This is a genomic window from Aeromonas sp. SCS5 (assembly GCF_001887375.1).
GTDB classification, from domain to species: domain Bacteria; phylum Pseudomonadota; class Gammaproteobacteria; order Enterobacterales; family Aeromonadaceae; genus Aeromonas; species Aeromonas jandaei.
Map to the genome: position 1 here is coordinate 1 of NZ_LFCS01000014.1, position 21,448 is coordinate 21,448.

Sequence of the window (21,448 nt, forward strand, 5' to 3'; positions counted from 1 at the left end):
GTCTGCTCCTGCTGCCAGTTGCTATCTTCCGTGAGCGTCAGGGAGACAGGATCGACCTGCGGCAAAGCACCGTCGGTAATGGTGATATTAAGGGTCCCGAGGTTGCTTTTGTCGCCGTCAAAATCGGTGCCCTGTACCTTCAGGCCTAGGTTGAGGCTGTTGGTCGCTTCCGGTTCGTCAAACACGCCGGTCAGGGAGACGCTGTACTTGCCATCCAGCCCGATGGCGACGGTAAGGATCGTATTGCCCTGCCAATCCTTGACGGTCAGCTGGTTGCCCTGCACCTGATAACTGGTGGGATGCCCCTGGCTGGTGAGCCCCGCCAACGCCGGCTGGCTCGCCTCAAAGTTGAGGGAGACCAGACGATCGCTACCCACCGTGACCGGCAGTTGACCATCGATGTGCTGGTTGCCCCCTTCTTGCAGCGAAACGCCCTTGTCGAGACCAAGCGAAGGATCACTGCCGTCGTTGATGGTCAGAGCCAGGTCGGCACTGGTGACATCGCCATCGATCTCTTTGGCACTCACCTGCAACCCCAGCGAGAGGCTGTCACTACCCTGATGATCGAGCGGGCCGGTAAGGGTGATCACCACCCGACCGCCCACATCGCTCCCCTGCTGTTCAGCCAGCAGCTGGGCGCGCAATACCTCTACCCGCTGACCATTGCCATCGAGGTAGTAGCCCAGCAGGGTGCGATCATCGGTAAATTCAAACGTCAGCGGATGGCCATCGCTGGCAAGACCCGAGCCGTTGAGGGTCGCCAGGGTGCCACTCTGATTGCTGAACACCAGCGAATCCACCAGCAGGGGATCGGCGGTGTGCTTGACCACAAAGCTGCTCTCCCCAACTACGGCGGCGCTGTTGGTAAAGGCATCCTCGGTCAGGGTAATGGCCGGGATCTCGAAGCTCGGTGGAGTGCTGTCCACCAGATTGATCACCAGCGGCGCTTTCACCAGATCACCGTCGCTGTCGCGGTATTCGAGGTTGAACGGCAGACTCAAGGTTTCCTGAGTGTTAAGCAGGGTCTGCTCCTTGCTCTCGGGGTGATCCAGGCTCTGGTTCCAGACGATGCGATAGCTGCCGTTATTGTTGAGGGTCAGGGTAAAGACAGTGACACCACCGGCAGTGGCGGTCAGGGTCTGGCCGCCCCAGACGTAATCGAGTGCCACTCCATGACTGGTAAGCTTCAGCCCTTCAAGGCCGCTCTGGTCAGCGGCGAAGGTGACCTGCAGGTTGCCATCAATCCCGGCGCCGGTATTGAGGTTGCCAGTCGCAGTGACTGGGCCATTGGCCAGTCCGGCTTCGGAGAGGGTCAAGGTCTCGCTCTTGCCGATCAGCGGCGCACCGTCCAAGGCAGAATTACCCGCCAGATCGGTGACGCTGGCACGCACTTCGAAAGATTGCGTGATGCCGGAGAGATCAAGACCTGATACCTGCCAACGGCCATCCGCACCGACCACTGCAGAGGTGGTAAGCAGGATCTGCCCATCGCTGCCTAGCAGGGTGATGGTCACCTTCTGTCCTGCCTCGACATTGGCGGTGGTACCACTCAGGGTGGCATTGTCGCTGCCAAAGAGTTCCACAGCATAGAGATCATCGATATCGATGGCGGCCTGGGTATCAACCTCAATAGTGAGGGTATCGCTGGCTCGGTTGCCGGCGATATCCACCGAGTCGACCCGAAAATCATAAGCTCCGTCTGCCAGCGTATCGGGCAGCTGATATTGCCAGTTGCCATTGCCGTCAACGGTAAGTACGGTGAGCACGCTGCCACCAAGGGAGAGGGTGACTGTGGCACCGGGCTCCCCCTTGCCCTGCAGCAGCGGGGTATTGTCGCGGGTCAGATCATCGCTCTGGCTGGCACCGGTGTCGCTCTCATCGGCAAGATCCAGGGTAATGGTGGTGATGGTATCGAGCAGGGTCTGGCCCAGATCGCTGGCACGGTTGCCGGCAGCATCCTGAGTATCGGCCTGAATGGTGAGGGGGCCATCCACCAGCTTGCCGGTGACGTCGCCAAAATTGGCCTCCCAGACCAGACCGGGCAGCACCACTGTGGTGACGGTGAGTCGGTTGCCTGCCTGGTCAATCAGGGTCACGGTGACCGGCTGACCGACCTCTACATCTAGCACGGTACCGCGGATGATAACGCCAGCCGCCTCGTCAGCGTTGATGATGTTGTCGCTGGTCTGCGGCTCGGTGATGGTGATGGCGGCAAAGAAGTCGCGTACTTCGGCAAAACGCAGCTCGTCGTTGGCGACAGGTGCATTGTGATCCGTATCGAAACCGGCCTCGGCCAGGGTGGCGTCATTGGTGCGATCGACCACCACAAAGCCGCCAGAGCTGGAACCCGCAACGCCACCAATATTGCCGGCAGCTGGCGCGGCGTTGCCTGCGGCGGTCTCGGCAAAGAGTTTGGTCGGGTCAACCCCCTGGCGAATGGCCTCCTGCAGGGAAGCGAGCTCCTGATCAGGCTGCGCCTCGCTGCCATCGGCCGGAACAGGATTGGCCGGCTCAGGTTGTTGTCCGGTTGGCTGCGAATCGGCATCAGCCAGTGCAAACTGCCCCCCCTGCGCGGCTTGCAGCCGATCACCGGGATGGAGCACCATCCCCACGGTTGCTCGTACGACAGATCCATCTGCACTGATGACAAACACGGAGCCCTCTATACGGGTCACCACCGTGGACTTTTCAATTTGCAACTCAGCCATACAACCTCCGGCACAACCTGATTAACGACATTATCAACAGCACACCTGACTGGATTAGCCATCTTACCGCAACCAAGTTGAAGGGTCTTTTCTCAATTTTCGACAAAAGAGACCGCAAATAGGGTATTTCGTACAATAAATGTCATGCAGGCATCGCCTTTGGTGCGACAGCCTGTGACGCAATATTGTTGCAGCCCTTTGCTGATGCGCCTATTCAAGAAAAAATAGTCCTTTTGGCAGACTTGCTTCGTAATCCCTGGTGAATCTGGATTTCAAGCGAGCCCCAGTAGCAAACGGGCAGTGCAAATGAGTGCAGCCAAACAGCAGCGCTTATCGATAATAAAGTGAATAAAAATTTAAGGTCGCGCATAGCCATTTCTCTTGCCGAGCGACGAAGAGGAGATGGCCATAGCGCCAAGGAGTGAGCTGACCTCCACAACGCCCTTTACCCGGCTTCGTAAAATCCGCTGATTTTTCTTGGCAAGACCGTCAAAACAGCCTGACTTTTCGTAAAATTCTACCCAGATCTCATTTCTGTGTTTTGCTCGTGCTGCCAATTGATCTGGCGCAACTCCCCTCCCGATAATTCATCATTTTGTTTACCAGTTTGATAACGTCGCTCTCTGAAAATGCATAAATCCGGTTTATTCACCGGTAATAACAACAGGCCTGCCACCCCGCTCGGGGTATCGATCTCCGCATCACAAAAGGGAGCCGGTCAGGCCAGACAAGGACAATGATGGGGAGTGATGATGGTGAGTTCACACAACAGACAGAGCAGACTGGGACTTGCCGCCCTGCTGCTGACCACCTGCCTTGGCACCGGCAGCTGGGCACAGGCGGCCGACGAGGCACAACCCAAGGGCAAGATCGAGGCGCGCAGCGAGCTGTTCGCCAAAGATCACGCCGATCAGTTCACCAGCTGGAAAGGCACCAGCGAGAGCCACGAGCGTACCGACGCCCTGGCGGAAGATCCGCAGATGGTGGTGCTCTGGGCCGGCTACCCCTTCTCCAAGGATTACAACAAGCCGCGCGGCCACTTTTATGCGCTGACCGACGTGCGGGAAACCCTGCGCACCGGCGCCCCCAAGACCGCCGAAGATGGCCCGCTGCCCATGGCCTGTTGGAGCTGCAAAGGCCCGGATGTGGCCCGCGTTATCGATGAAAAGGGTGAGGATGGCTACTTCAAGGGCATGTGGGCCAAGGGCGGCCCCGAGATCGTCAACACCATCGGCTGCGCCGACTGCCACGATACCGCCTCGCAGGAGTTCAAGGAGAGCAAGCCCGCCCTACACCTCTCCCGTCCCTATGCCGACCGGGCCATGAATGCCATCGGCAAACCGTTCAAGGAGCAGGGGCGCTTTGATCAGCAGTCCCAGGTGTGCGGCCAGTGCCACGTGGAGTACTACTTCAGTGGCCCCACCAAGGAGGTGAAATTCCCCTGGGACAAGGGCACCAGCGTCGAGCAAATGGAAGCCTACTATGACGAGCTGGGCTTCGCCGACTGGACGCACGCCCTCTCCAAAACACCGATGCTGAAAGCCCAGCACCCCGAGTACGAGACCTGGCGCGCCGGCATTCACGGCCAGAACAACGTCGCCTGCGTCGACTGCCATATGCCCAAGGTGCAAAACGATCAGGGCAGGGTCTACACCGATCACAAGGTGGGCAACCCCTTCGATCGCTTCGATCAAACCTGCCGCAACTGCCACACCCAGAGCAAGGAGATGCTGCTGGGGATCGTCAAGCAACGCAAGGAGGCGGTGCACGAGCTCAAGCTGAAAGTCGAGAAACAGCTGGTTCACACCCACTTTGAAGCCAAGGCGGCCTGGGATGCCGGTGCCACCGAGGCCGAGATGAAGGATATCCTGCAAGACATCCGTCACGCCCAGTGGCGCTGGGACTACGCCATCGCCTCCCACGGGGTGCAGATGCACGCCCCTGAAGTGGCGCTCAAGGTGCTCGGCAGCGCGCTGGACAAGGCTGCCGACGCCCGCACCAAGCTGGCGCGTCTGCTGGCTGCAAAGGGAATAACCCACGAGATCGCCATTCCCGACATCTCCAGCAAAGAGAAAGCGCAAGCCGTCCTTGGCATGGATATGAAGCAGTTCAACAGCGACAAGGCACAGTTCCTCAAGACCACAGTTCCCGCCTGGGATGCCGAGGCCAAAGCGGCCGGACGGCTGGCACAGTAACGGCGCCTGCGGGCCCGACCCCCAAGTCGGGCCCGCAGCGGATGGAGGCTTCCTATGGGTGATTTAACGATGGATTTCTTACGACTGATGCTGATGGCAGCCATGCTGCTGACCAGCCTGCAGGGCCAAGCGGCCGAGCCTGCTGCCGCCCCTGTTCCGACCACTGCTGTCTCAGCCACACAGGAGGTGGAGTTTTTACGCAATCCCGACAAGGCCTGTACCGACTGCCACAAGGAGCAGGAGTATGGCATGCACGGCAAGCATGGCCAGGCGACCAACCCCAACAATCTGGCGCCAGTCACCTGCACCAACTGCCATGGTCAGCCCTCTCCCCAGCACAGGGAAGGGGTCAAGGATGTGATGCGCTTCAGCCACAGCCTGAAGGATAAAGAGAGCATCAAGCTTTATCCCATCAGCGAGCAGAATGGAGTCTGCATGAGCTGCCACGAGCCCAAAGAGCTTCGCGAGGCGCTCTGGGCCCACGACGTGCACGCCACCAAGCTCACCTGCACCAGCTGCCACCAGTTGCATCCGGCCAAGGAGCCCATGGTGGGGCTCCCGGAGAAGTCCCGCATCAAGCTCTGCGTCGACTGCCACAGCAAGCAACATGAGGCCAGCAAGGCCCGGCAGGAGCAGTCCAAACCGGCTACCGGCAAGGAGGCATCATGAGCTGCTCTCGCCGTCACTTCATGGCGGGGATGAGTGCGGGGGCCCTCATCATGATGACGGGGGCTGCTCGTGCCAACACCCGCTCCCTTGCCACCACCCTCGCCCACAGCCAGACCATCGACGGGATCCGCTACGGCATGATCCACGACGAGACGGCCTGCATCGGCTGTACCGCCTGCATGGATGCCTGCCGGGAGGTGAATCAGGTGCCAGAGGGGGTCTCGCGCCTCGAGATCATCCGCTCCGGCCCCATCGGCACCTTCCCTGATGCCGAGTACCGCTTCTTTCGCAAGTCCTGCCAGCACTGCGACAACGCCCCCTGCGTGCATGTCTGCCCCACCGGCGCCTCCCATATCCGCAAGGAGGATGGCATCGTCGATGTCGACGCGGATCTCTGCGTCGGCTGCATGTATTGTCTGGCCGCCTGCCCCTATCAGGTGCGCTTTATCAACCCGGTCACCCGGGTGGCGGACAAGTGCGACTTTTGCCGCAAGACCAACCTGGCGGCGGGCAAGGAGCCAGCCTGCGTGGAATCCTGCCCCACCAAGGCGCTGGTGTTCGGCAATCTGGATGACCCGGACAGCCACATCGCCAAACGACTGGTGAAGGAGACCACCTATCGCTACAAGCAGGCACTCGGCACCTCGCCCAAGATGTACCGCGTGCCCAAAGGGGAGATAAAGTCATGACGATGCAAGAGGCGTTTCACTTCCCTTCCCTCGTGTGGGGATTTGTCCGATCGCCATCTACCGCAGTAACAGAAGGAGGAATGGATCATGTTGCATGACGCATTTCACTTCTCCTCGCTGGTGTGGGACTGGCCCATCGCCATCTATCTCTTTCTGCTCGGCATCTCCGCCGGGGCCACCACCCTCTCGGTGCTATTGCGCCGCAAGGGGGCCGGCAGCGAGAGCGGCATCATCAAGGCGACCGCCATTCTGGCGCCGGTGAGCGTGGTGCTGGGGTTACTGATCCTCATCTTCCATCTGGCCCGCCCCTGGACCTTCTGGAAGCTGATGTTTCACTATCAGTTCGACTCCGTGATGTCGATGGGGGTCATGCTGTTTCAGCTCTACATGGCGGTGCTGTTCGCCTGGCTGGCGGTGGTGTTTCGGGCCGAGATCGAGACCTTGCGCCGTCACCTGCTGCAAGAAAAGTTCGCCTTTGTGGATGGGCTGATCGCCCTGTTGGCACGCTTTGAGCGGCTGCTGGCGCCGCTGTTGCTGCTGCTCGCCGTGCTACTGGGGGCCTACACCGGCTTTCTGCTGTCGGCGCTCAAGACCTATCCGCTGTTGAACAACCCGGTGTTGCCGGTGCTGTTCCTCATCTCCGGCGTCAGCTCCGGCATCGCCTCCACCATCTTGCTGGCGGTCACCCTGTTCAAGGAGAACCATCACAGCCAGGGGGTGAGCTTTGTCCACCGCTTCGAGCGGCCGGTGCTGGCGGTGGAGGTGTTGCTGCTGGTCTGCTTCTTTACCGGCCTCTACTTCGGTGGCGGCCAGAAGGAGGCAGCCATGTGGGCAGCCATCGGCAGCGGTTTCTGGGCTCAGGTGTTCTGGCTCGGGGTGGTGGGCATCGGCATGCTGCTGCCCCAGTTGCTGGCCCTGCTGGCCCCCGCGCCGCTGCGGGCCAAAAACGGCTATCTGGTACTGGTCTGCAGCCTGACCTTGGTGGGGATCCTGCTGCTGCGCTACTTCGTGCTCTATGCCGGCCAGATGACGGTAGTTTAAAGGTATGATCACCAGCGCCAGCCACCCTCGGGTGACTGGCGCTGGTTTGTTGCTGGCCCAATAAATTTCTGGTGATGCCACACCCGTTGCTTGGCAATGTTTTCCCCCAAAGGGAGACGACGCGGCGTGTATGGCATGACATGAATGACATCAAAGATTGAAACGGAGGTTGTGTGCTGGCGGAGCTCGGCTATCTCTCACTGTTGCTGGCGACCGGGCTCGCCCTGCTGCAAGGCACTCTGCCCTGGCTGGGATTGCGGCTCGCCTCACGCCCGCTGCTGGGCTGCGCAAAGCCGCTGCCCATCCTGGTCGCGCTCCTGCTGTTGGCCGCCCTGCTGCTGCTCGCCAGCTGTTTTGGCCAGGATGACTTCACCCTGGTCTATGTGGCCCAGCACGCCAACAGCGCCCTGCCCCTTGGCTTCAAGCTGGCGGCCGTGTGGGGCGGCCACGAGGGATCCATGCTCTTCTTCGTCTTTGCGCTGGGGCTGTGGGGCGCGCTGGTGGCCCTTTGCTCCAGGCGGGTCGATCCGCTGATCCGCACCCGGGTATTGGCCATCATGGGGCTGATCGTCGGGCTGTTCGGCCTCTATACCCTGATCTTCTCCAGCCCGTTTGACCGCCAGTTCCCGGGGCCGCTGGAGGGGCGCGATCTCAACCCCATGCTGCAAGATATCGGCCTCATCATTCACCCCCCCCTGCTCTATCTCGGTTACGTCGGCTTTGCGGTCAACTTCGCCTTCGCCATGGCGGCGCTGCACTCGGGTCGGCTCGATGGCGCCGTGGCCCACTGGAGCCGTCCCTGGGCGCTCGGCTCCTGGGTGTTTCTCACCGCCGGCATCGTGCTGGGTTCCTGGTGGGCCTATTACGAGCTCGGCTGGGGCGGCTGGTGGTTCTGGGATCCGGTAGAAAACGCCTCCCTCTTGCCCTGGCTGCTGGGCACCGCCCTGCTGCACGCCCTGGTGGTGTGCGAGAAGCGCGGGGCTTACGGCCACGCCGTGCTGCAGCTCTCCATCTTTACCTTTTCGCTCAGCCTGCTCGGCACCTTCGTGGTGCGCTCCGGGGTGCTCACCTCGGTACACGCCTTTGCGGTGGACCCCAGCCGCGGCCTCACCCTCTTGTTGCTGCTCGGTTTGCTATTGACCTGCGCCCTCACCCTGTTTGCCCTGCGGGCGGACATTCGCGCCCCCTATGCCCGCTTTGGCTTGCTGTCAAAAGAGGGGCTGCTCGGCGCCGCCATCCTGCTGCTCTGCGTGGCCTGCGCCAGCGTGCTGCTCGGCACCTTCTACCCCATGGTGTTCCAGTCACTTCATCTGGGCTCGCTCTCGGTGGGCGCACCCTATTTCAATACCATCTTCGTGCCGCTGGCCCTCTGCCTGATGGCGCTGATGACCCAACTGCCACGCCTGCGCTGGCAGCAGCTTGCGGCATATTCCAGACTAAACGCTCTGTTGCCGCCGCTGTTTGGCCTGCTTGGCGGCGGGCTCATTAGCCTTGCCTATCTGGAACAGGGATCGTTTTCCGGTAACTGGAACGGCATCCTCGCCAATATGGTGAGCCTCTGGCTGATGGCCAGCCTGTTGCTCCCGCTCTTGCAACCGACGTCACTGCGCGAGCTCACCCTCTATCGGTTCGGCAGCCTGCTGGCCCACCTCGGGGTGGCGGTGTGCGCCCTCGGGATCAATCAGGTGAGTCACCACAGTCAGGAGGGGGGCGCCGTACTCGCCGCAGGCCAGCCCTATCGGCTCGGCGCCTTCGAGTTTCGCTATGAGGGGAGCGAGCCGATCATCGGCCCCAACTATACCGCCGAGCGCATCACTCTCAGCGTGCATAAGAGCGGTAAAGAGGTGGCACGGCTGACGCCGGAGCGGCGCCACTACAGCGTGCGCACCATGAACATGAACGAGCCCGGGGTCAAATGGGGAATGCTCGGCGATCTCTACGTGGTGCTGGGTGAGAAGATGGGGCCAGATGCCTATGCCATGCGGCTGCACTACAAGCCGCTGGTACGCTGGATCTGGTTCGGCGGCCTGTTGATGATGGCGGGCGGCACCCTGCGTCTACTCGCCCGCCGACCGCTGCTGGCTAGCCATCCTGCGCCAGCTACCGCCCCCTGCCCTCGGCTTGAGCAGGAGTCCTTATGAATGCCCGTCTGCGCCTGTTCGTGCCGCTCGTGCTCACTCTGGGACTTGGCGTCCTGCTCTGGCTCGGCCTTGGCAACAATCCCTACAGCCAGGATGAGGCGATGCTCGGCCGTACCCTGCCTGCGTGGCAGAGCGACAATCTGCTGGACGGGAGTCCGATCCAGACCGCCAGCCTCAAGGGAGAGCCCTTTGTCCTTAACGTCTGGGCCAGCTGGTGCGCCAACTGCCGCGCCGAGCATCCGCTACTCAGCGAGCTCGCTGGCACAGTACCCCTCTACGGCCTCAACTATCGCGACAAGGGGGACGCGGCCCGCGCCTGGCTTATCCAGGCGGGCAACCCCTATCGCGCCGTACTGGCCGACCCCGACGGCAAACTGGCCCTTGAGCTCGGCGTCTACGGCACGCCGGAAACCTATCTGTTTGCTGCTGATGGCGCCCTACTTGCCCGCCACACCGGCGAGCTCACCAACGAGATCTGGCTACGCCAGTTTGCCCCCCTGCTCGACAACGCGCGAGCGGATGGGCAGATGAAGGCCACTAGAACGGCACCCGCCATTGCACCATCTATTGCAACATCAGCTCGGGAGACACAGCCATGATGTGCCGTTCTCTTGCCTGCACCCTACTGGCCCTCGGCATGCTGCTGAGTACCACTGCATATTCCAGCGGGGTCGACACCTATGAGTTTCGCCACCCCGAGCTGCAAAATCGGGCGCAAGAGCTGGCCCGCGCCCTGCGCTGCCCCCAGTGCCAGAACCAGAACCTGGTGGAGTCAAACTCCCCTATTGCCCGGGATCTGCGGCTCGAGGTCTACCGCTGGGTGGACGAGGGGCAGTCTGATGAGCAGGTGATCGACCGCATGACGGAGCGCTTCGGCGATTTCGTGCGCTACGATCCCCCCTTCAAGCGCAGCACGGCCCTGCTGTGGGGCGGCCCCGCCCTCTTGCTGTTGCTGGCCCTCAATCGCCTGCGCAGGAGCCTGCATCGCCGGCAACCGGCGCGGGTGCCGCTTATCGGCGACAGAGCCGAGGGGGCGCTCGCCCACGACCCCAGGGCCGAGCTGAACCGGCTGATCATGGCCGAGCAGCAGGCGGGGCTTGCCCCCCACAGCCGTCTCTACCGGGAGCTGGAGCTAGCTCTCCTCGCCAACGCAACCCCACCTGCCGAACAGGCTCTGCGTGACCAGCTGGCCAGAGATCGCACCCCCCGTCCGCTGCCCAGGCTGCTGTTATGGATACTCATTGGGACTCTGTTGCTGGCGCTGGTGGCCGGTATTTATGCCGGCACCGGCCGCTATCAGGCGTGGCAGGCTTATCAGTCGCGCCCCGATCCGCTGGCGGGGTTGAGCCCGCGGGATCTGCAGGACAAGGAGCTGGGCGCCCTGCATCAACGTCTGCAAGCCAACCCCACCGATCTCGACGCTTGGGCGGCGCTCGGCCAGCTCTATCTCTATCGGATCGAGTACGACAACGCCCTGCTCGCCTACCAGCGTCTCGCCCTGCTGGAAGGGGGCGCCAGCGCAGCGACCCAAGCCGCTCAGGCAACCGTGCTCTACTACCGGGCGGGCCAGCAGCTGACTCCCGAGGCAACCCGCCTGCTGGAGAGCGCCCTCAAGCAGGACAAGAGCGAGGTGAGCGCCCTGATGCTGCTTGCCTCCGATCACTTCCTGCACGGTCGCTATAGCCAGGCCATTGCGCTGTGGCAACAGTTGCTCGATGAGGAGCGACCCCGCATCAATCGGGCCGCGCTGATAGAAGCAATTCAGACCGCGCGGATGATGGGGGGCTAGCCCGGCAGATCCGTTGTTTCTTCTCAGGACGTTAGCGCCTTCTTCCTGCCAAACCCTGCGCAATGCCAATCAATGCAAAACACCCCATGCGGGGGTGTTTTGTTATTGGCTCACCTTGGCAGGTTTATCTCGACACCCGCTTAAGGCCGCTCGCCAGCGGCCAGGCGGCGGTTGATATCGGCGATAACCGGGGCGATATCCGCCAGAGTGTCGATCACATAGTGCGCCCCCGCCGCCCGCAGTTTGGCCTCGGCCGGTGCGCGCCGGGCGGCGATCTCCGCCTCGCTCATGGCGACAAACTCGTCCCAGGTGGCGCCAAATTCGTTACCGGAAACCGACAATCCCACCGTCCACATGCCCGCGTTAAGCCCTTCGCTGATACCCGGCACGGCGTCATCCACCTTGATGCAGCGATGCACCGCACTCACTCCCAGCTCAATTACGTTGGCCAGCGCCATCCAGGGGCCGGGGCGACCACCGGCTTTGAGGTCATCGGTGGCGACCCAGTGATCCGGGCGATAGCCGTGATCGGCCGCAGCAGGTACCAGCGCCGCCATCACCGGACGGGGGTAACCGGAGCAGGAACCGATTTTCATCCCCTGCACCCGCAGAGCGTCCAGCACCGGCAGCACACCGGGGATCGGGTCTGCAAAGCGGGTCACCGCGGCAATCTGCAGCGGCATAAAGGTGTGATAAATGTGGTCCACCTCGGCATGGCTCATGGGGTGGCCGAAGCGAGTCTGCCAGCGCGCATCCACCGAGGGCAGACGGCCCAGCGCGGCGATATGATCCCACTTGCCCAACCCCATGGGCTGGCGCGCTTCGTCCAGGGTCACGGGGAAGTCATAGGCGCGGGCGAAGGCCTCGACGAAGATGGAGGTGGGGGCGAAGGAGCCGAAATCGACGACGGTACCGGCCCAGTCGAGGATCAGCGCCTCTACGTCGGTGGTCGGGTCTACAGCAATCTGCAAGTCAGTCATGGTGATGTTCCTGTTTCGGTGAAAGTGCGATCTCGCCGAGGGCGCGATCGAGAATGGCGATGGCGCGCACCAGATCGGCACGAGCGATATTGAGCGGTGGCGAGAGCTGGATGACGTTCCCCTGAGAGACCTTGAAGCTGAGCCCCAGCTCCAGACAGCGGTAGAGCAGCCGCTCGGCGGCCTGGCTATTGCGGGTGCGACTCTGATGATCGACCACCAGATCGAGCGCCCAGAGCATACCGATACCGCGCACCTGCCCGATCAGCGGGTGACGCTTAGCCAACTTGCCGAGCTCGGCCGCCATAAAACCGCCATCCTCCTGCGCTTTTGCCAGCAATCCCTCTTCGCGGATGGTAGCGATGGTCGCGAGGGCCGCCGCGCAGCCGATAGGGCTCTTCTCGTGGGTGTAGTGACCGAGCGAAATAGCTGCGGCCTGATTGAAACGGTCGCGGGTGATGAGCGCGGCAAACGGCACCACCCCGCCCCCCAACCCCTTGCCCAGACAGATGATGTCGGGCTCGATGCCGAATTCCTCGAAACTGAACCAATGGCCGGTGCGACCCAGGGCATTCGGGATCTCGTCGGCGATCAGCAGCACCTTGTGGCGATCGCAGATCTCCCGCACCCGCTGCCAGTAGGCCTTCGAGGGCACCTGCACATCGGTGTTGCGGATGGGCTCGGCGATAAAGGCGCCGATCCCTCCCTCCTTCTCGATGACGTACTCCAGATAATCGGCGTAGTGCAGGTCATCCCCCTCCCCGCGATACCAGACACCGCGATAGCGGGTGGGCGGCGGGATGCGCTCCACCCCGGCCATCAAGGGGCCCATGCCGGCGCGAAAACAGGCCTCGCCACCGACCGAGATGGCATCGAGGGAGGCGCCGTGAAAGGCATCCCACAGGGACACCACCTTGCTGTTGCCGGTGATAAAGCGGGCAAGCTTCAGGGCAATCCCCACCACCTCGCTGCCACCGGGAGCGAACAGCACCCGGTTAAGATCGCCGGGGGCCAGCTCGGCCAGGGTGCGGGCGCAGTCGATAGCGACCTGATGGGTGCAGCGGCGGGGCGCGAACGGCAGATCGGCGAGTTGCCGCTGCACCGCGGCCACCACCCTGGGGTGACCGTGGCCCAGCTGATGGACGCTGTTGCCGTGAAAATCGAGGTAACGCTTGCCCGATACGCTGGTCAACCAGCTCCCCTGCGCCCCCTCAATCAGATCCAGACAGGGGGTGGAGAGGGCCTGATGGAGAAAGTAGCGGCTATCCTCCGCCAATCCGGCCTGTACCTCTTCGCTCTGACCTGCCCACCAGCGCGCCCGCCCCTCGCCGAGGTTGATATCCCCTTCGCTGTCGGCGCGGCCGCTGCCGTGCAGCTTATGGTCATGCAAATCGCGGCCACGCAGATCACGACTCTGAGCCAGCATACTGATCATCGCGCGTCCCCTTGCCAGTAGCAGGCGCTGGCCATGGCGGCGAGCAGATCGCGCACCCGCTCAGGGGTCACATCACCGATATTGCCGATACGGAAACAATCGGCTTGGGAGACCTTGCCCGGATAGATGACAAAGCCCTGCGCCTTGAGCCGCTGGTAGAAGTCGGCGAAGCGGTAGTCAGGGTGGGTCGGAGAGTAGAAGGCGGTGATGATGGGGGATTGCCATTTTTCTGGCAGCAGCGGCGCAAAGCCCAGCTCAGCCATCCCCGCCACCAGGGTGCGCTGGTTCTCGCTATAGCGCCGATGGCGGGCGGCAATGCCCCCCTCTTCATCCAGCTCGCGCAGCGCCTGAGCAAAGGCGAGTACGGTATGGGTGGGCGAGGTAAAGCGCCACTTGCCCCCCTGCTGCTCCATGGTCTGCCACTGGGCATGCAGGTCGAGGGAGACCGAGCGAGCACGACCGGCGCAGGCCGTGAGCGCGGCGCGGCGAGCGATGACGAAGCCAAAGCCCGGCACCCCTTGAATGCACTTGTTGGCCGAGCTGATGAGAAACTCGATGCCAAGGCGCCCCATGTCGATGGGGATACCGCCAAAGCTGCTCATGGCATCGACGATAAGGCGAATGCCGCGGCGCTGGCAGAGCTCGGCCACCTCGTCGAGCGGGTTGAGCATGCCGGTGGTGGTCTCGCAGTGCACCATGGCCAAGTGGGTGATCTCGGGGTGGCGCGCCAGCATCGCCTCGATGGCGGCGGGTTCGGGGCGGGTTGTCTCGCCGCAGTCGAGCTCGTGGTGACGCAGGCCAAGGCAGCGGGCCATCTCCCCCATGCGGGCACCGTAGGCGCCGTTGTTGATGATCAGCAGACACTCATCGCTACCTATCGCCGAGCCCAGCACGCTCTCCACCACATAGCTGCCACTCCCTTGCAGCAGCACGGCGCTGTAGTCACTTTCATATTCAGGGCCAGTGGCGAGCCGCACCAGCTCGCGGCGGATGGGCTCCACCACACCCTGGTTGTAGTCCGCATCCCAAGTACAGCTGTCTTGCAGCATGGCGGCGCGCACCGTGGCTGTGGTCGAGAGGGGGCCCGGGGTCAGCAGCAGGTAATCGACGGCGGCAGGGGCCGCAGGAATATGGGTCATGACTTCGCTCCTTTTGGTATATACCAGAATGAGCGCATTGTGGGTAACTGCCCCGCCAAGGTCAAAGGGGTGGCACTACGTGCAACAAAAAATTCATTTTCAGCGCCGGGATCGCGATAATCTAGGAAGTCTGAACAGCAGGGGCGATTCTGGTATCTACCAACACATGTTGATGTCGCCGTTTAACCTCCGGGCAAATGACCTGCCCTGTGCCCAGCCGATTGCCCAACTCATTGCACAACCGGGGATTTTCATGAGCAAACCGCAATATCTGCAGATCAAGGATGCCCTCGCCAACCAGATCCTGGCGGGGGGGCTGGCCCCCAACGACAAGCTCCCCTCCGAGCGGCTGCTGGGGGAACTCTATGGCACCACAAGAGTCACCATCCGCGAGGCACTGGTACAGCTGGAGGCAAACGGCCTTATCTATCGGGAGGATCGCCGCGGCTGGTTTGTCACCCCGCCGCGCTTTCGCTTGAACCCCAGACGCACCTCCAACTTTCACCAGATAGTACGCGAGCAAGGGGGCGAGCCGCGCACCGAGCTACTGGAGAAAAGCCGCCAGGCAGTACCGCCCGCGTTGATGGCGCAACTGCAGCTCAAGCCGTTCGACAGCCTGTTTCTGCTAAAACGGCTGCGCTACGCCAACGGGCGTGCCATCTGCTACTGTGAGAACCACTGCCTGCCAGAGCGGGTACCGGGACTGCTTGAGCTGGATCTCAACGGCAGCCTGACCGAGATCTACCAGGCCCATTACGATCTCCACTACGCCCGCATGCAGGTGCGCTTCTTCCCCACCGCCCTGCCGGACGAGGTGGCCAAGGCGCTGGGGGCCACCGCCGGTCTGCCCGCCCTGCGCCTCGAGCGACTCAACTTCGATCAGCACGGTCGGGTGCTCGACTTCGATCTGGAGTACTGGCGTCACGACAGTCTGGAGATCGAGGTGGATACCCGGGATTAGTCACAGACAAATCAGGAACGGCAAAACGTCACGGGGCTGTCACGGTCACGTCATAAAGATCCCCTAGCCTCTCTCTCGACCAATCTGGTTTATACCAAACCAATTTAACTGGAGAAGAGGATGAAACAGGGAACCCATCTGCTGGCCGCCGCCGTGCTGGCTGCCACGACAGCCCCGGCACTGGCCGCGACCGATCTCACCGTCTACACCGCCTTCGAACCGGAGCAGCTCAGCGAGCTGAAAACCGCGTTCGAGCGCCAGCATCCGGACATCAACATCAAGTGGGTGCGTGACTCCACCGGCGTGGTCACCGCCCGCTTGCTGGCAGAAAAAGCCCAGCCCAAAGCGGATGTGGTATGGGGACTGGCGGCTACCAGCCTGATGCAGCTCGATCAGCAGCAGATGCTCAATGCCTATGCACCGAAAGGGCTGGATAAGCTCGACAGCCGCTTTCGCGACAGCAAGGCCGAGCCGCACTGGATCGGTCTGGACGCCTTCTTCAGTGCCATCTGCTTCAACAAGGTAGAGGCGGAAAAACAGGGGATCCCGGCCCCCACCAGCTGGGCCGACCTCACCAAGCCCATCTACAAGGGCAAGGTGATCATGCCCAACCCCAGCTCCTCCGGCACCGGTTACCTGAGCGTTGCTGGCTGGCTGCAGACCATGGGCGAAAAGCAAGGCTGGCAATTTATGAACGGCCTGCACCAGAACATCGACCGTTACACCCACTCGGGCTCCGCCCCCTGCAAGCTGGCCGCCAGCGGCGAGACGGTGATCGGGATCTCCTTTGACTTCCCGGCCACCAGCCTCAAGGCCAAGGGTGCCCCCATCGAGGTGGTATTCCCGAAAGAGGGTTCGGGCTGGGATATGGAAGCAGCCGCCATCATCAAGGGTACCCCCAGGCTGGAGGCCGCCAAACAGCTGCTCGACTTTGCCGCCACCGAACAGGCCAACGCCCTCTACAACAAGTCGTTCGCAGTGGTCGCCATTCCGGATGTGGCCAAGCCCAGAGCCGGCTATCCCGCCAACATCAAGGGCCAGATGATCGACAACGACTTTGGCTGGGCTGCCCGCGAGCGCAACACCATCCTGGCCCAGTGGAGCGCCAGCTTCGACGGCAAGACCGAAGCCAAGCAGTAAGCGTGAAGGGCGGCGGTTTGTTCACACCCCACACACAACCACCAATAAACTGCCAGTCGAAGGCCAACAGGTGTTGGCCTTTTTAACTTCCCGAGTTTGTATTGCCTTCAATTAGCGACGCCTCACCCATCCGCACGGTGCCAAGCCACTTGCTGGCGTACCGCCGTCATCTGACTGTCATCAAGCTGTCATCCCCCGATCACCTGACCGTCACACTTCACCCGCAAACTGGTATATACCAAATCAGTAGCGAGTCGAACCATGACCCAGCCCTATCTGGACATTCAACATCTCAACAAGCAGTTCGGTGCTTTTCAGGCCCTCAAGGGGATCTCTCTGACCATTGAGCCGGGGGAGTTTATCTGCTTTCTCGGCCCCTCCGGCTGCGGCAAGACCACCTTGCTCAGAGCCATCGCCGGGCTGGATCTGCCGGACAGCGGCGAGATCTGGCAAGGGGGGCGCAATATCTCCCGGCTGCCGCCCCAGCAGCGCGATTTTGGCATCGTGTTTCAGTCCTATGCCCTCTTCCCCAACCTGACGGTGGCGCAGAACATCGCCTTCGGCCTTGAGAATCAGGGGCTGGCGCGGGATCTCATCAAGGAGCGGGTCGATCACTGGCTGGGGCTGGTGGATCTCACTGCCCAGTCCCACAAATACCCGAGCCAGATCTCCGGCGGCCAGCAGCAGCGGGTGGCGCTGGCCCGGGCGCTCGCCCTCTCCCCCGGTCTGTTGCTGCTGGACGAACCGCTCAGCGCGCTGGATGCGCTGGTGCGCACCCACCTTCGCAGCGAGATCCGCGCCCTGCAGCAGCGCCTTGGCATCACCACCATCATGGTGACCCACGATCAGGAAGAGGCGCTGACCATGGCCGATCGCATCGTGGTGATGGAAGGCGGCCGCATCGTACAGGTGGGCACCCCGCAGGAGATCTACCACCAGCCTGCCAGCCGTTTCGTGGCAAGCTTTGTCGGCACCATGAACTTCCTCGACACCCTGGTGCTGAGCCCCACTCAGGTGCGCCTCAACGAGCAGCCGCTGACACTTGCCAACCGGGCCGCCGCCGGCAGCAAATTGCAGGTGGCGATCCGCCCCGAGGCGATCACCCTGAGCGCGCCGGGCGAGCCGTCTCTTGGGCAACATGGCATTGAAGCAACCATCGATCAGGTGGAGTTTCTCGGCGCCGCCCAGCGCCTTATCTGCACCGCCGACACCTATCTGGGCCCGCAGCAGATCTTGGTGGAGCGCCCGACCCACGAGCTGCCCCGTCACGAACAGGGCGGCTGGCGCAGCGGCATGCGCTGCTCGCTGCACTGGCCCGCCGGAGCGATGCAGCTGTTTGAAGGAGAGCGCCCATGACAGCCCCCCTTGCGACCTCCTCCCTGTTGCCGACAGCGACAGTCCGGCCAGAATCCCGCTGGCAGCGGCTCTGTCGCGGCTGGAGCCGGGATCAGCTGCTGCAGCTGTTCCTGCTGGTGCTCGGCATCGCACTGCTCAGCGGCGGTCTGCTGCTGCCGCTGCTCACCATGCTGCAAAAGAGCCTGCAGGATGAGAACGGCCTCTGGATAGGCCTTGCCAACTTCAGCGCCTACTTCGACTCCCCTCATCTGGGGCGCACCATCGGCAACACCCTCTGGCTCGGAGTGCTGATCACCGCGCTGGTGGTGACCATCGCCTTTGGCTATGCCTATGCCCTCACCCGCACCTGCATGCCGGGCAAGCCCCTGTTTCGCCTCATCGGCCTTATCCCGCTATTGATGCCCTCCCTGCTGCCCGCCATCAGTCTGGTCTACTGGTTTGGCAATCAGGGGATCGCCAAGGGGCTGCTCGGCGGCGAGAGCATCTACGGCCCCATCGGTATCGTCATTGGTCTGGGCTTCTGGTGCTTCCCCCACGCCCTGATGATCCTTATCACGGCGCTCGGTCAGAGCGATGCCCGCCTCTATGAAGCCTCCCGGGTGCTGGGCAGCAGCGGCTGGCGCACCTTTGTCACCGTCACCCTGCCTACCGCCCGTTATGGCCTGCTCAGCGCCGCCATCGCCGTCTTCACCCTCACCATCTGCGACTTCGGGGTGGCCAAGGTGATTGGTGGCCAGTACAGCGTGCTGGCTACCGATATCTACCGACAGGTGATCGGGATGCAGAACTTCTCGCTGGGCGCCGTTGCCAGCGTCACCCTGCTGCTGCCGGCGCTCTTGAGCTTTGCGCTGGAGCACAGAGTGCGCAGCAAGATGCAGGAGCAGAGCAGCACCAAGGCGATGCCCTATCAGCCCAAACCCCATCGGCTGCGGGATCTGCTGGCGCTCGGCTGGTGTTCGCTGTGGGCCCTGCTGTTTCTGGCGCTGGTGGGGATGGCCGTTTACGGCTCGCTGGTACAGTTCTGGCCCTACAACCTCGGGCTGACGCTGGATCACTACGCCTTTGACAGCAACAGCGTCTATGGCTGGCAGCCCTTTACCAACACCCTGCAGCTGGGCCTCTATACCGCGCTGATCGGCACCGTGCTGGTGATGGTGCTGGCCTGGGCGCAGGAGAAGGGGCGCCACTTCGCGCCGCTGCGCCAGCTGCTGCATCTGCTCGCCATGCTGTCGCTGGCGGTACCCGGCATGGTGCTGGGGCTGGGTTACATCTTCTTTTTCAACGGCAATCCGCTCTTTGGCAGCCTCTATGGCACTCTGCCGCTGATGGTGCTCTCCTGCGTCATCCACTACTACACAGTGGGCCATATGACGGCGCTCACCAGCCTCAAGCAACTGCCCAAGGAGCTGGAGCTGGTGGCCATCTCATTGCGCATTCCACTCTGGAAGGCGTTCTGGCGAATCACCCTGCCCGCCTCCCTGCCAGCGCTCTTGGAGATCTTTATCTATCTGTTCGTCAACGCCATGACCACCACCTCGGCGGTGATCTTCCTCTATTCGAGCGACAGCGTGCTCGCCTCCATCGCCGTGCTCAATATGGAAGATTCCGGCGATACCGCCGCGGCCGCCGCCATGGCCACCCTGATCCTGCTGGCCGCCGCCACCATCAAGCTGCTCCAGCTCTTTTTGAGCCGCGCCTTGCTGGATCGCACCCAGCGCTGGCGCCACCCATAACCTTATCGAGGAGTCATCATGTCCACTCTCCCCTTCTGGCTGGCCGAAGCGCTCGCCGCCGAACAGCCCGCGCCACCCATCCCCCTGGTCGGCCACCACGAGGCCGATATCTGCATCGTCGGTGGCGGCTTTACCGGGCTGTGGAGCGCCATCGCCCTTAAACAGGCCGAGCCCCACCTGCACGTCATGGTGCTGGAGAAAGATCGCTGCGGCAGCGGCGCCTCCGGGCGCAACGGCGGCTGTTTGCTCACCTGGTCAGCCAAATATCTGACGTTAAAGCGCCTCTTTGGCAAGCAGCAGGCCGCCTGGCTGGTGCAAAGATCCGAGCAGGCGGTACACGAGATCGCCCGCTTCTGCGAAACGCACAACATAGAGGCACAGCTGAGGGTCGAGGGCACCTGCTACACCGCCACCAGCGAGGCGCAGCGCGGCCTGATGGAGCCGGTATTGCGGGAACTCAAGCAAGCCGACCTTAACCAGTGGCAGGCGATTGAAGAGGGTGAACTGGCAAGCCTGAGCGGCTCCCACGTTCATCTGGAGGGGCTCTACAGCCCCCACGCCGGTTCGGTACAACCGGCACTGTTGGTGCGTGGCCTGCTGCGGGTGGCGCGGGAGCTGGGGGTCGAGGTCTATGAGCACTCTCCCATGCAGCGCCTTGAGGCGGGCCAGCCTGCGCGGGTGCAAACGCCGCAAGGTGAGGTGCGTGCCCGCAAGGTGGTACTGGCCCTCAACAGCGCCATGGTGCAGCACTTTCGCGAGTTTCGCCGCAGTATAGTGCTGGTCTCCTCCGATATGGTGATCACCGACCCCGCGCCGGATGCACTGGCCGCCCAGCAGCTTGCGCACGGCCGCTCCGTGGTGGATGGCCGCACCTTCGTCCACTACTACCGCTCCACCCCGCAAGGGCGGCTGATGCTGGGCAAGGGGGGCAACACCTTCGCCTTTGCCAACCGCCATCTGGCCGAATTCGATGCGCCGAGCCGTTATCTTGCCCCCCTCACCCGCACCCTGCGCCGCTTCTTTCCGGCGCTCAAAGAGGTGCCCATCGCTGCCAGCTGGTGCGGCGCCTCCGACCGCTCGGTAAATGGCCTCCCCTTCTTCGGCCACTGGCGAGGGCAGCCCAATATCGTCTATGGCCTCGGCTACTCCGGCAACGGGGTGGCCCAGAGCTGGCTTGGCGGCCAGATCCTGGCGGCCTTGGTGCGCGATGAAGTACGGGAAGCGGACAAGCCGTGGCGGGACTGCGCGCTGGTCAGCGGCCCGCGCGGCTATTTTCCGCCCGAACCCTTTCGCTGGCTGGGCGCCATGGCGGTGCGCAACGCCATCCGGCGCAAGGAGCGGGCGGAAGATGAGAACCGCCCGGTGGCCTGGTATGACAAACAGCTGGCCAAACTTGCCGATGCCGCTGGCAAGGCAGACAAGTAAGCGCGGTAATACCAATTCCGCACGGCTCAGTTCCATCTGACTGCAACAAG

16 protein-coding genes are annotated in these 21,448 nt (G+C 62.6%); 12 read left to right on the forward strand and 4 right to left on the reverse strand.

Features of this window, described 5'->3' with window-relative positions:
* Window positions 1-2,708 (reverse strand): retention module-containing protein (locus tag BS300_RS17210; RefSeq protein WP_143241835.1); only part of this gene is annotated, 2,708 nt, incomplete at its 3' end.
* 749 nt (window positions 2,709-3,457) lie between these two features.
* Here BS300_RS17210 and nrfA point away from each other — a divergent pair.
* The 7 genes from nrfA to nrfF all read left to right on the forward strand — a co-directional run bounded on the left by nrfA (window position 3,458) and on the right by nrfF (window position 11,232).
* On the forward strand, window positions 3,458-4,903 hold the full coding sequence (gene nrfA / locus BS300_RS17215) for an ammonia-forming nitrite reductase cytochrome c552 subunit (RefSeq protein WP_071914226.1): 1,446 nt from the start codon (window positions 3,458-3,460) through the stop codon (window positions 4,901-4,903).
* A 54-nt stretch (window positions 4,904-4,957) separates the two neighbouring features.
* The gene (gene nrfB / locus BS300_RS17220; RefSeq protein ID WP_071914228.1) at window positions 4,958-5,572 is read left to right on the forward strand and encodes a cytochrome c nitrite reductase pentaheme subunit; all 615 of its coding nucleotides are present in this window, start codon (window positions 4,958-4,960) and stop codon (window positions 5,570-5,572) included.
* The gene (gene nrfC / locus BS300_RS17225) at window positions 5,569-6,261 is read left to right on the forward strand and encodes a cytochrome c nitrite reductase Fe-S protein (RefSeq protein WP_071914229.1); all 693 of its coding nucleotides are present in this window, start codon (window positions 5,569-5,571) and stop codon (window positions 6,259-6,261) included. The genes nrfB and nrfC overlap by 4 nt, the downstream gene beginning before the upstream one ends.
* Window positions 6,262-6,348: 87 nt before the next feature.
* Complete coding sequence (gene nrfD, locus BS300_RS17230; RefSeq protein ID WP_071914231.1) at window positions 6,349-7,302, forward strand: cytochrome c nitrite reductase subunit NrfD; 954 nt, start codon at window positions 6,349-6,351, stop codon at window positions 7,300-7,302.
* Window positions 7,303-7,475: 173 nt separating this feature from the next.
* Window positions 7,476-9,443 carry a heme lyase NrfEFG subunit NrfE gene (nrfE, locus tag BS300_RS17235; protein ID WP_071914233.1) on the forward strand — a complete coding sequence of 656 codons (1,968 nt, stop codon included), beginning with the start codon at window positions 7,476-7,478 and terminating at the stop codon, window positions 9,441-9,443.
* Window positions 9,440-10,042 (forward strand): DsbE family thiol:disulfide interchange protein, encoded by a 603-nt coding sequence (locus BS300_RS17240; protein WP_071914236.1) that lies wholly within the window; start codon window positions 9,440-9,442, stop codon window positions 10,040-10,042. Before nrfE ends, BS300_RS17240 begins: the two co-directional genes overlap by 4 nt.
* Window positions 10,039-11,232, forward strand: a complete 1,194-nt coding sequence (nrfF, locus tag BS300_RS17245; RefSeq protein ID WP_071914238.1) for a heme lyase NrfEFG subunit NrfF — start codon at window positions 10,039-10,041, stop codon at window positions 11,230-11,232. Before BS300_RS17240 ends, nrfF begins: the two co-directional genes overlap by 4 nt.
* A 140-nt stretch (window positions 11,233-11,372) precedes the next feature.
* On the opposite strand, the gene phnX is transcribed toward nrfF, so the two are convergent.
* Genes phnX through phnW form a run of 3 tightly spaced genes read right to left on the reverse strand, consistent with a single transcriptional unit; the run spans window position 11,373 to window position 14,783 of the window.
* Entirely contained in the window at window positions 11,373-12,212 is an 840-nt protein-coding gene (gene phnX, locus BS300_RS17250) for a phosphonoacetaldehyde hydrolase (RefSeq protein ID WP_071914240.1), read from the reverse strand.
* On the reverse strand, window positions 12,205-13,644 hold the full coding sequence (locus tag BS300_RS17255) for an aspartate aminotransferase family protein (protein WP_071914242.1): 1,440 nt from the start codon (window positions 13,642-13,644) through the stop codon (window positions 12,205-12,207). The genes phnX and BS300_RS17255 overlap by 8 nt, the downstream gene beginning before the upstream one ends.
* Entirely contained in the window at window positions 13,641-14,783 is a 1,143-nt protein-coding gene (phnW, locus tag BS300_RS17260) for a 2-aminoethylphosphonate--pyruvate transaminase (RefSeq protein ID WP_071914244.1), read from the reverse strand. The genes BS300_RS17255 and phnW overlap by 4 nt, the downstream gene beginning before the upstream one ends.
* Window positions 14,784-15,036: 253 nt before the next feature.
* On the opposite strand from phnW, the gene phnR reads away from it, so the two are divergent.
* From phnR to BS300_RS17285, 5 genes are all read left to right on the forward strand, one after another.
* Window positions 15,037-15,744 carry a phosphonate utilization transcriptional regulator PhnR gene (gene phnR, locus BS300_RS17265; RefSeq protein WP_071914246.1) on the forward strand — a complete coding sequence of 236 codons (708 nt, stop codon included), beginning with the start codon at window positions 15,037-15,039 and terminating at the stop codon, window positions 15,742-15,744.
* Between the two features lie 120 nt (window positions 15,745-15,864).
* Window positions 15,865-16,884 (forward strand): putative 2-aminoethylphosphonate ABC transporter substrate-binding protein, encoded by a 1,020-nt coding sequence (locus BS300_RS17270; RefSeq protein ID WP_071914248.1) that lies wholly within the window; start codon window positions 15,865-15,867, stop codon window positions 16,882-16,884.
* Window positions 16,885-17,145: 261 nt separating this feature from the next.
* The gene (locus tag BS300_RS17275) at window positions 17,146-18,240 is read left to right on the forward strand and encodes a putative 2-aminoethylphosphonate ABC transporter ATP-binding protein (RefSeq protein ID WP_071914250.1); all 1,095 of its coding nucleotides are present in this window, start codon (window positions 17,146-17,148) and stop codon (window positions 18,238-18,240) included.
* On the forward strand, window positions 18,237-19,973 hold the full coding sequence (locus tag BS300_RS17280) for a putative 2-aminoethylphosphonate ABC transporter permease subunit (RefSeq protein WP_071914252.1): 1,737 nt from the start codon (window positions 18,237-18,239) through the stop codon (window positions 19,971-19,973). Before BS300_RS17275 ends, BS300_RS17280 begins: the two co-directional genes overlap by 4 nt.
* 18 nt (window positions 19,974-19,991) lie before the next feature.
* Window positions 19,992-21,398 carry an FAD-dependent oxidoreductase gene (locus BS300_RS17285; RefSeq protein WP_071914254.1) on the forward strand — a complete coding sequence of 469 codons (1,407 nt, stop codon included), beginning with the start codon at window positions 19,992-19,994 and terminating at the stop codon, window positions 21,396-21,398.
* Window positions 21,399-21,448: the final 50 nt, after the last annotated feature.

Excerpts from the sequence above, each read along its gene's own strand:
- nrfA (WP_071914226.1), top strand. The coding sequence starts at position 3,458 with ATGATGGTGAGTTCACACAACAGACAGAGCAGACTGGGACTTGCCGCC.
- nrfB (WP_071914228.1), top strand. The coding sequence starts at position 4,958 with ATGGGTGATTTAACGATGGATTTCTTACGACTGATGCTGATGGCAGCC.
- nrfC (WP_071914229.1), top strand. The coding sequence starts at position 5,569 with ATGAGCTGCTCTCGCCGTCACTTCATGGCGGGGATGAGTGCGGGGGCC.
- nrfD (WP_071914231.1), top strand. The coding sequence starts at position 6,349 with ATGTTGCATGACGCATTTCACTTCTCCTCGCTGGTGTGGGACTGGCCC.
- BS300_RS17240 (WP_071914236.1), top strand. The coding sequence starts at position 9,440 with ATGAATGCCCGTCTGCGCCTGTTCGTGCCGCTCGTGCTCACTCTGGGA.
- nrfF (WP_071914238.1), top strand. The coding sequence starts at position 10,039 with ATGATGTGCCGTTCTCTTGCCTGCACCCTACTGGCCCTCGGCATGCTG.
- phnX (WP_071914240.1), bottom strand. The coding sequence starts at position 12,212 with ATGACTGACTTGCAGATTGCTGTAGACCCGACCACCGACGTAGAGGCG.
- BS300_RS17255 (WP_071914242.1), bottom strand. The coding sequence starts at position 13,644 with ATGATCAGTATGCTGGCTCAGAGTCGTGATCTGCGTGGCCGCGATTTG.
- phnW (WP_071914244.1), bottom strand. The coding sequence starts at position 14,783 with ATGACCCATATTCCTGCGGCCCCTGCCGCCGTCGATTACCTGCTGCTG.
- phnR (WP_071914246.1), top strand. The coding sequence starts at position 15,037 with ATGAGCAAACCGCAATATCTGCAGATCAAGGATGCCCTCGCCAACCAG.
- BS300_RS17270 (WP_071914248.1), top strand. The coding sequence starts at position 15,865 with ATGAAACAGGGAACCCATCTGCTGGCCGCCGCCGTGCTGGCTGCCACG.
- BS300_RS17275 (WP_071914250.1), top strand. The coding sequence starts at position 17,146 with ATGACCCAGCCCTATCTGGACATTCAACATCTCAACAAGCAGTTCGGT.
- BS300_RS17280 (WP_071914252.1), top strand. The coding sequence starts at position 18,237 with ATGACAGCCCCCCTTGCGACCTCCTCCCTGTTGCCGACAGCGACAGTC.
- BS300_RS17285 (WP_071914254.1), top strand. The coding sequence starts at position 19,992 with ATGTCCACTCTCCCCTTCTGGCTGGCCGAAGCGCTCGCCGCCGAACAG.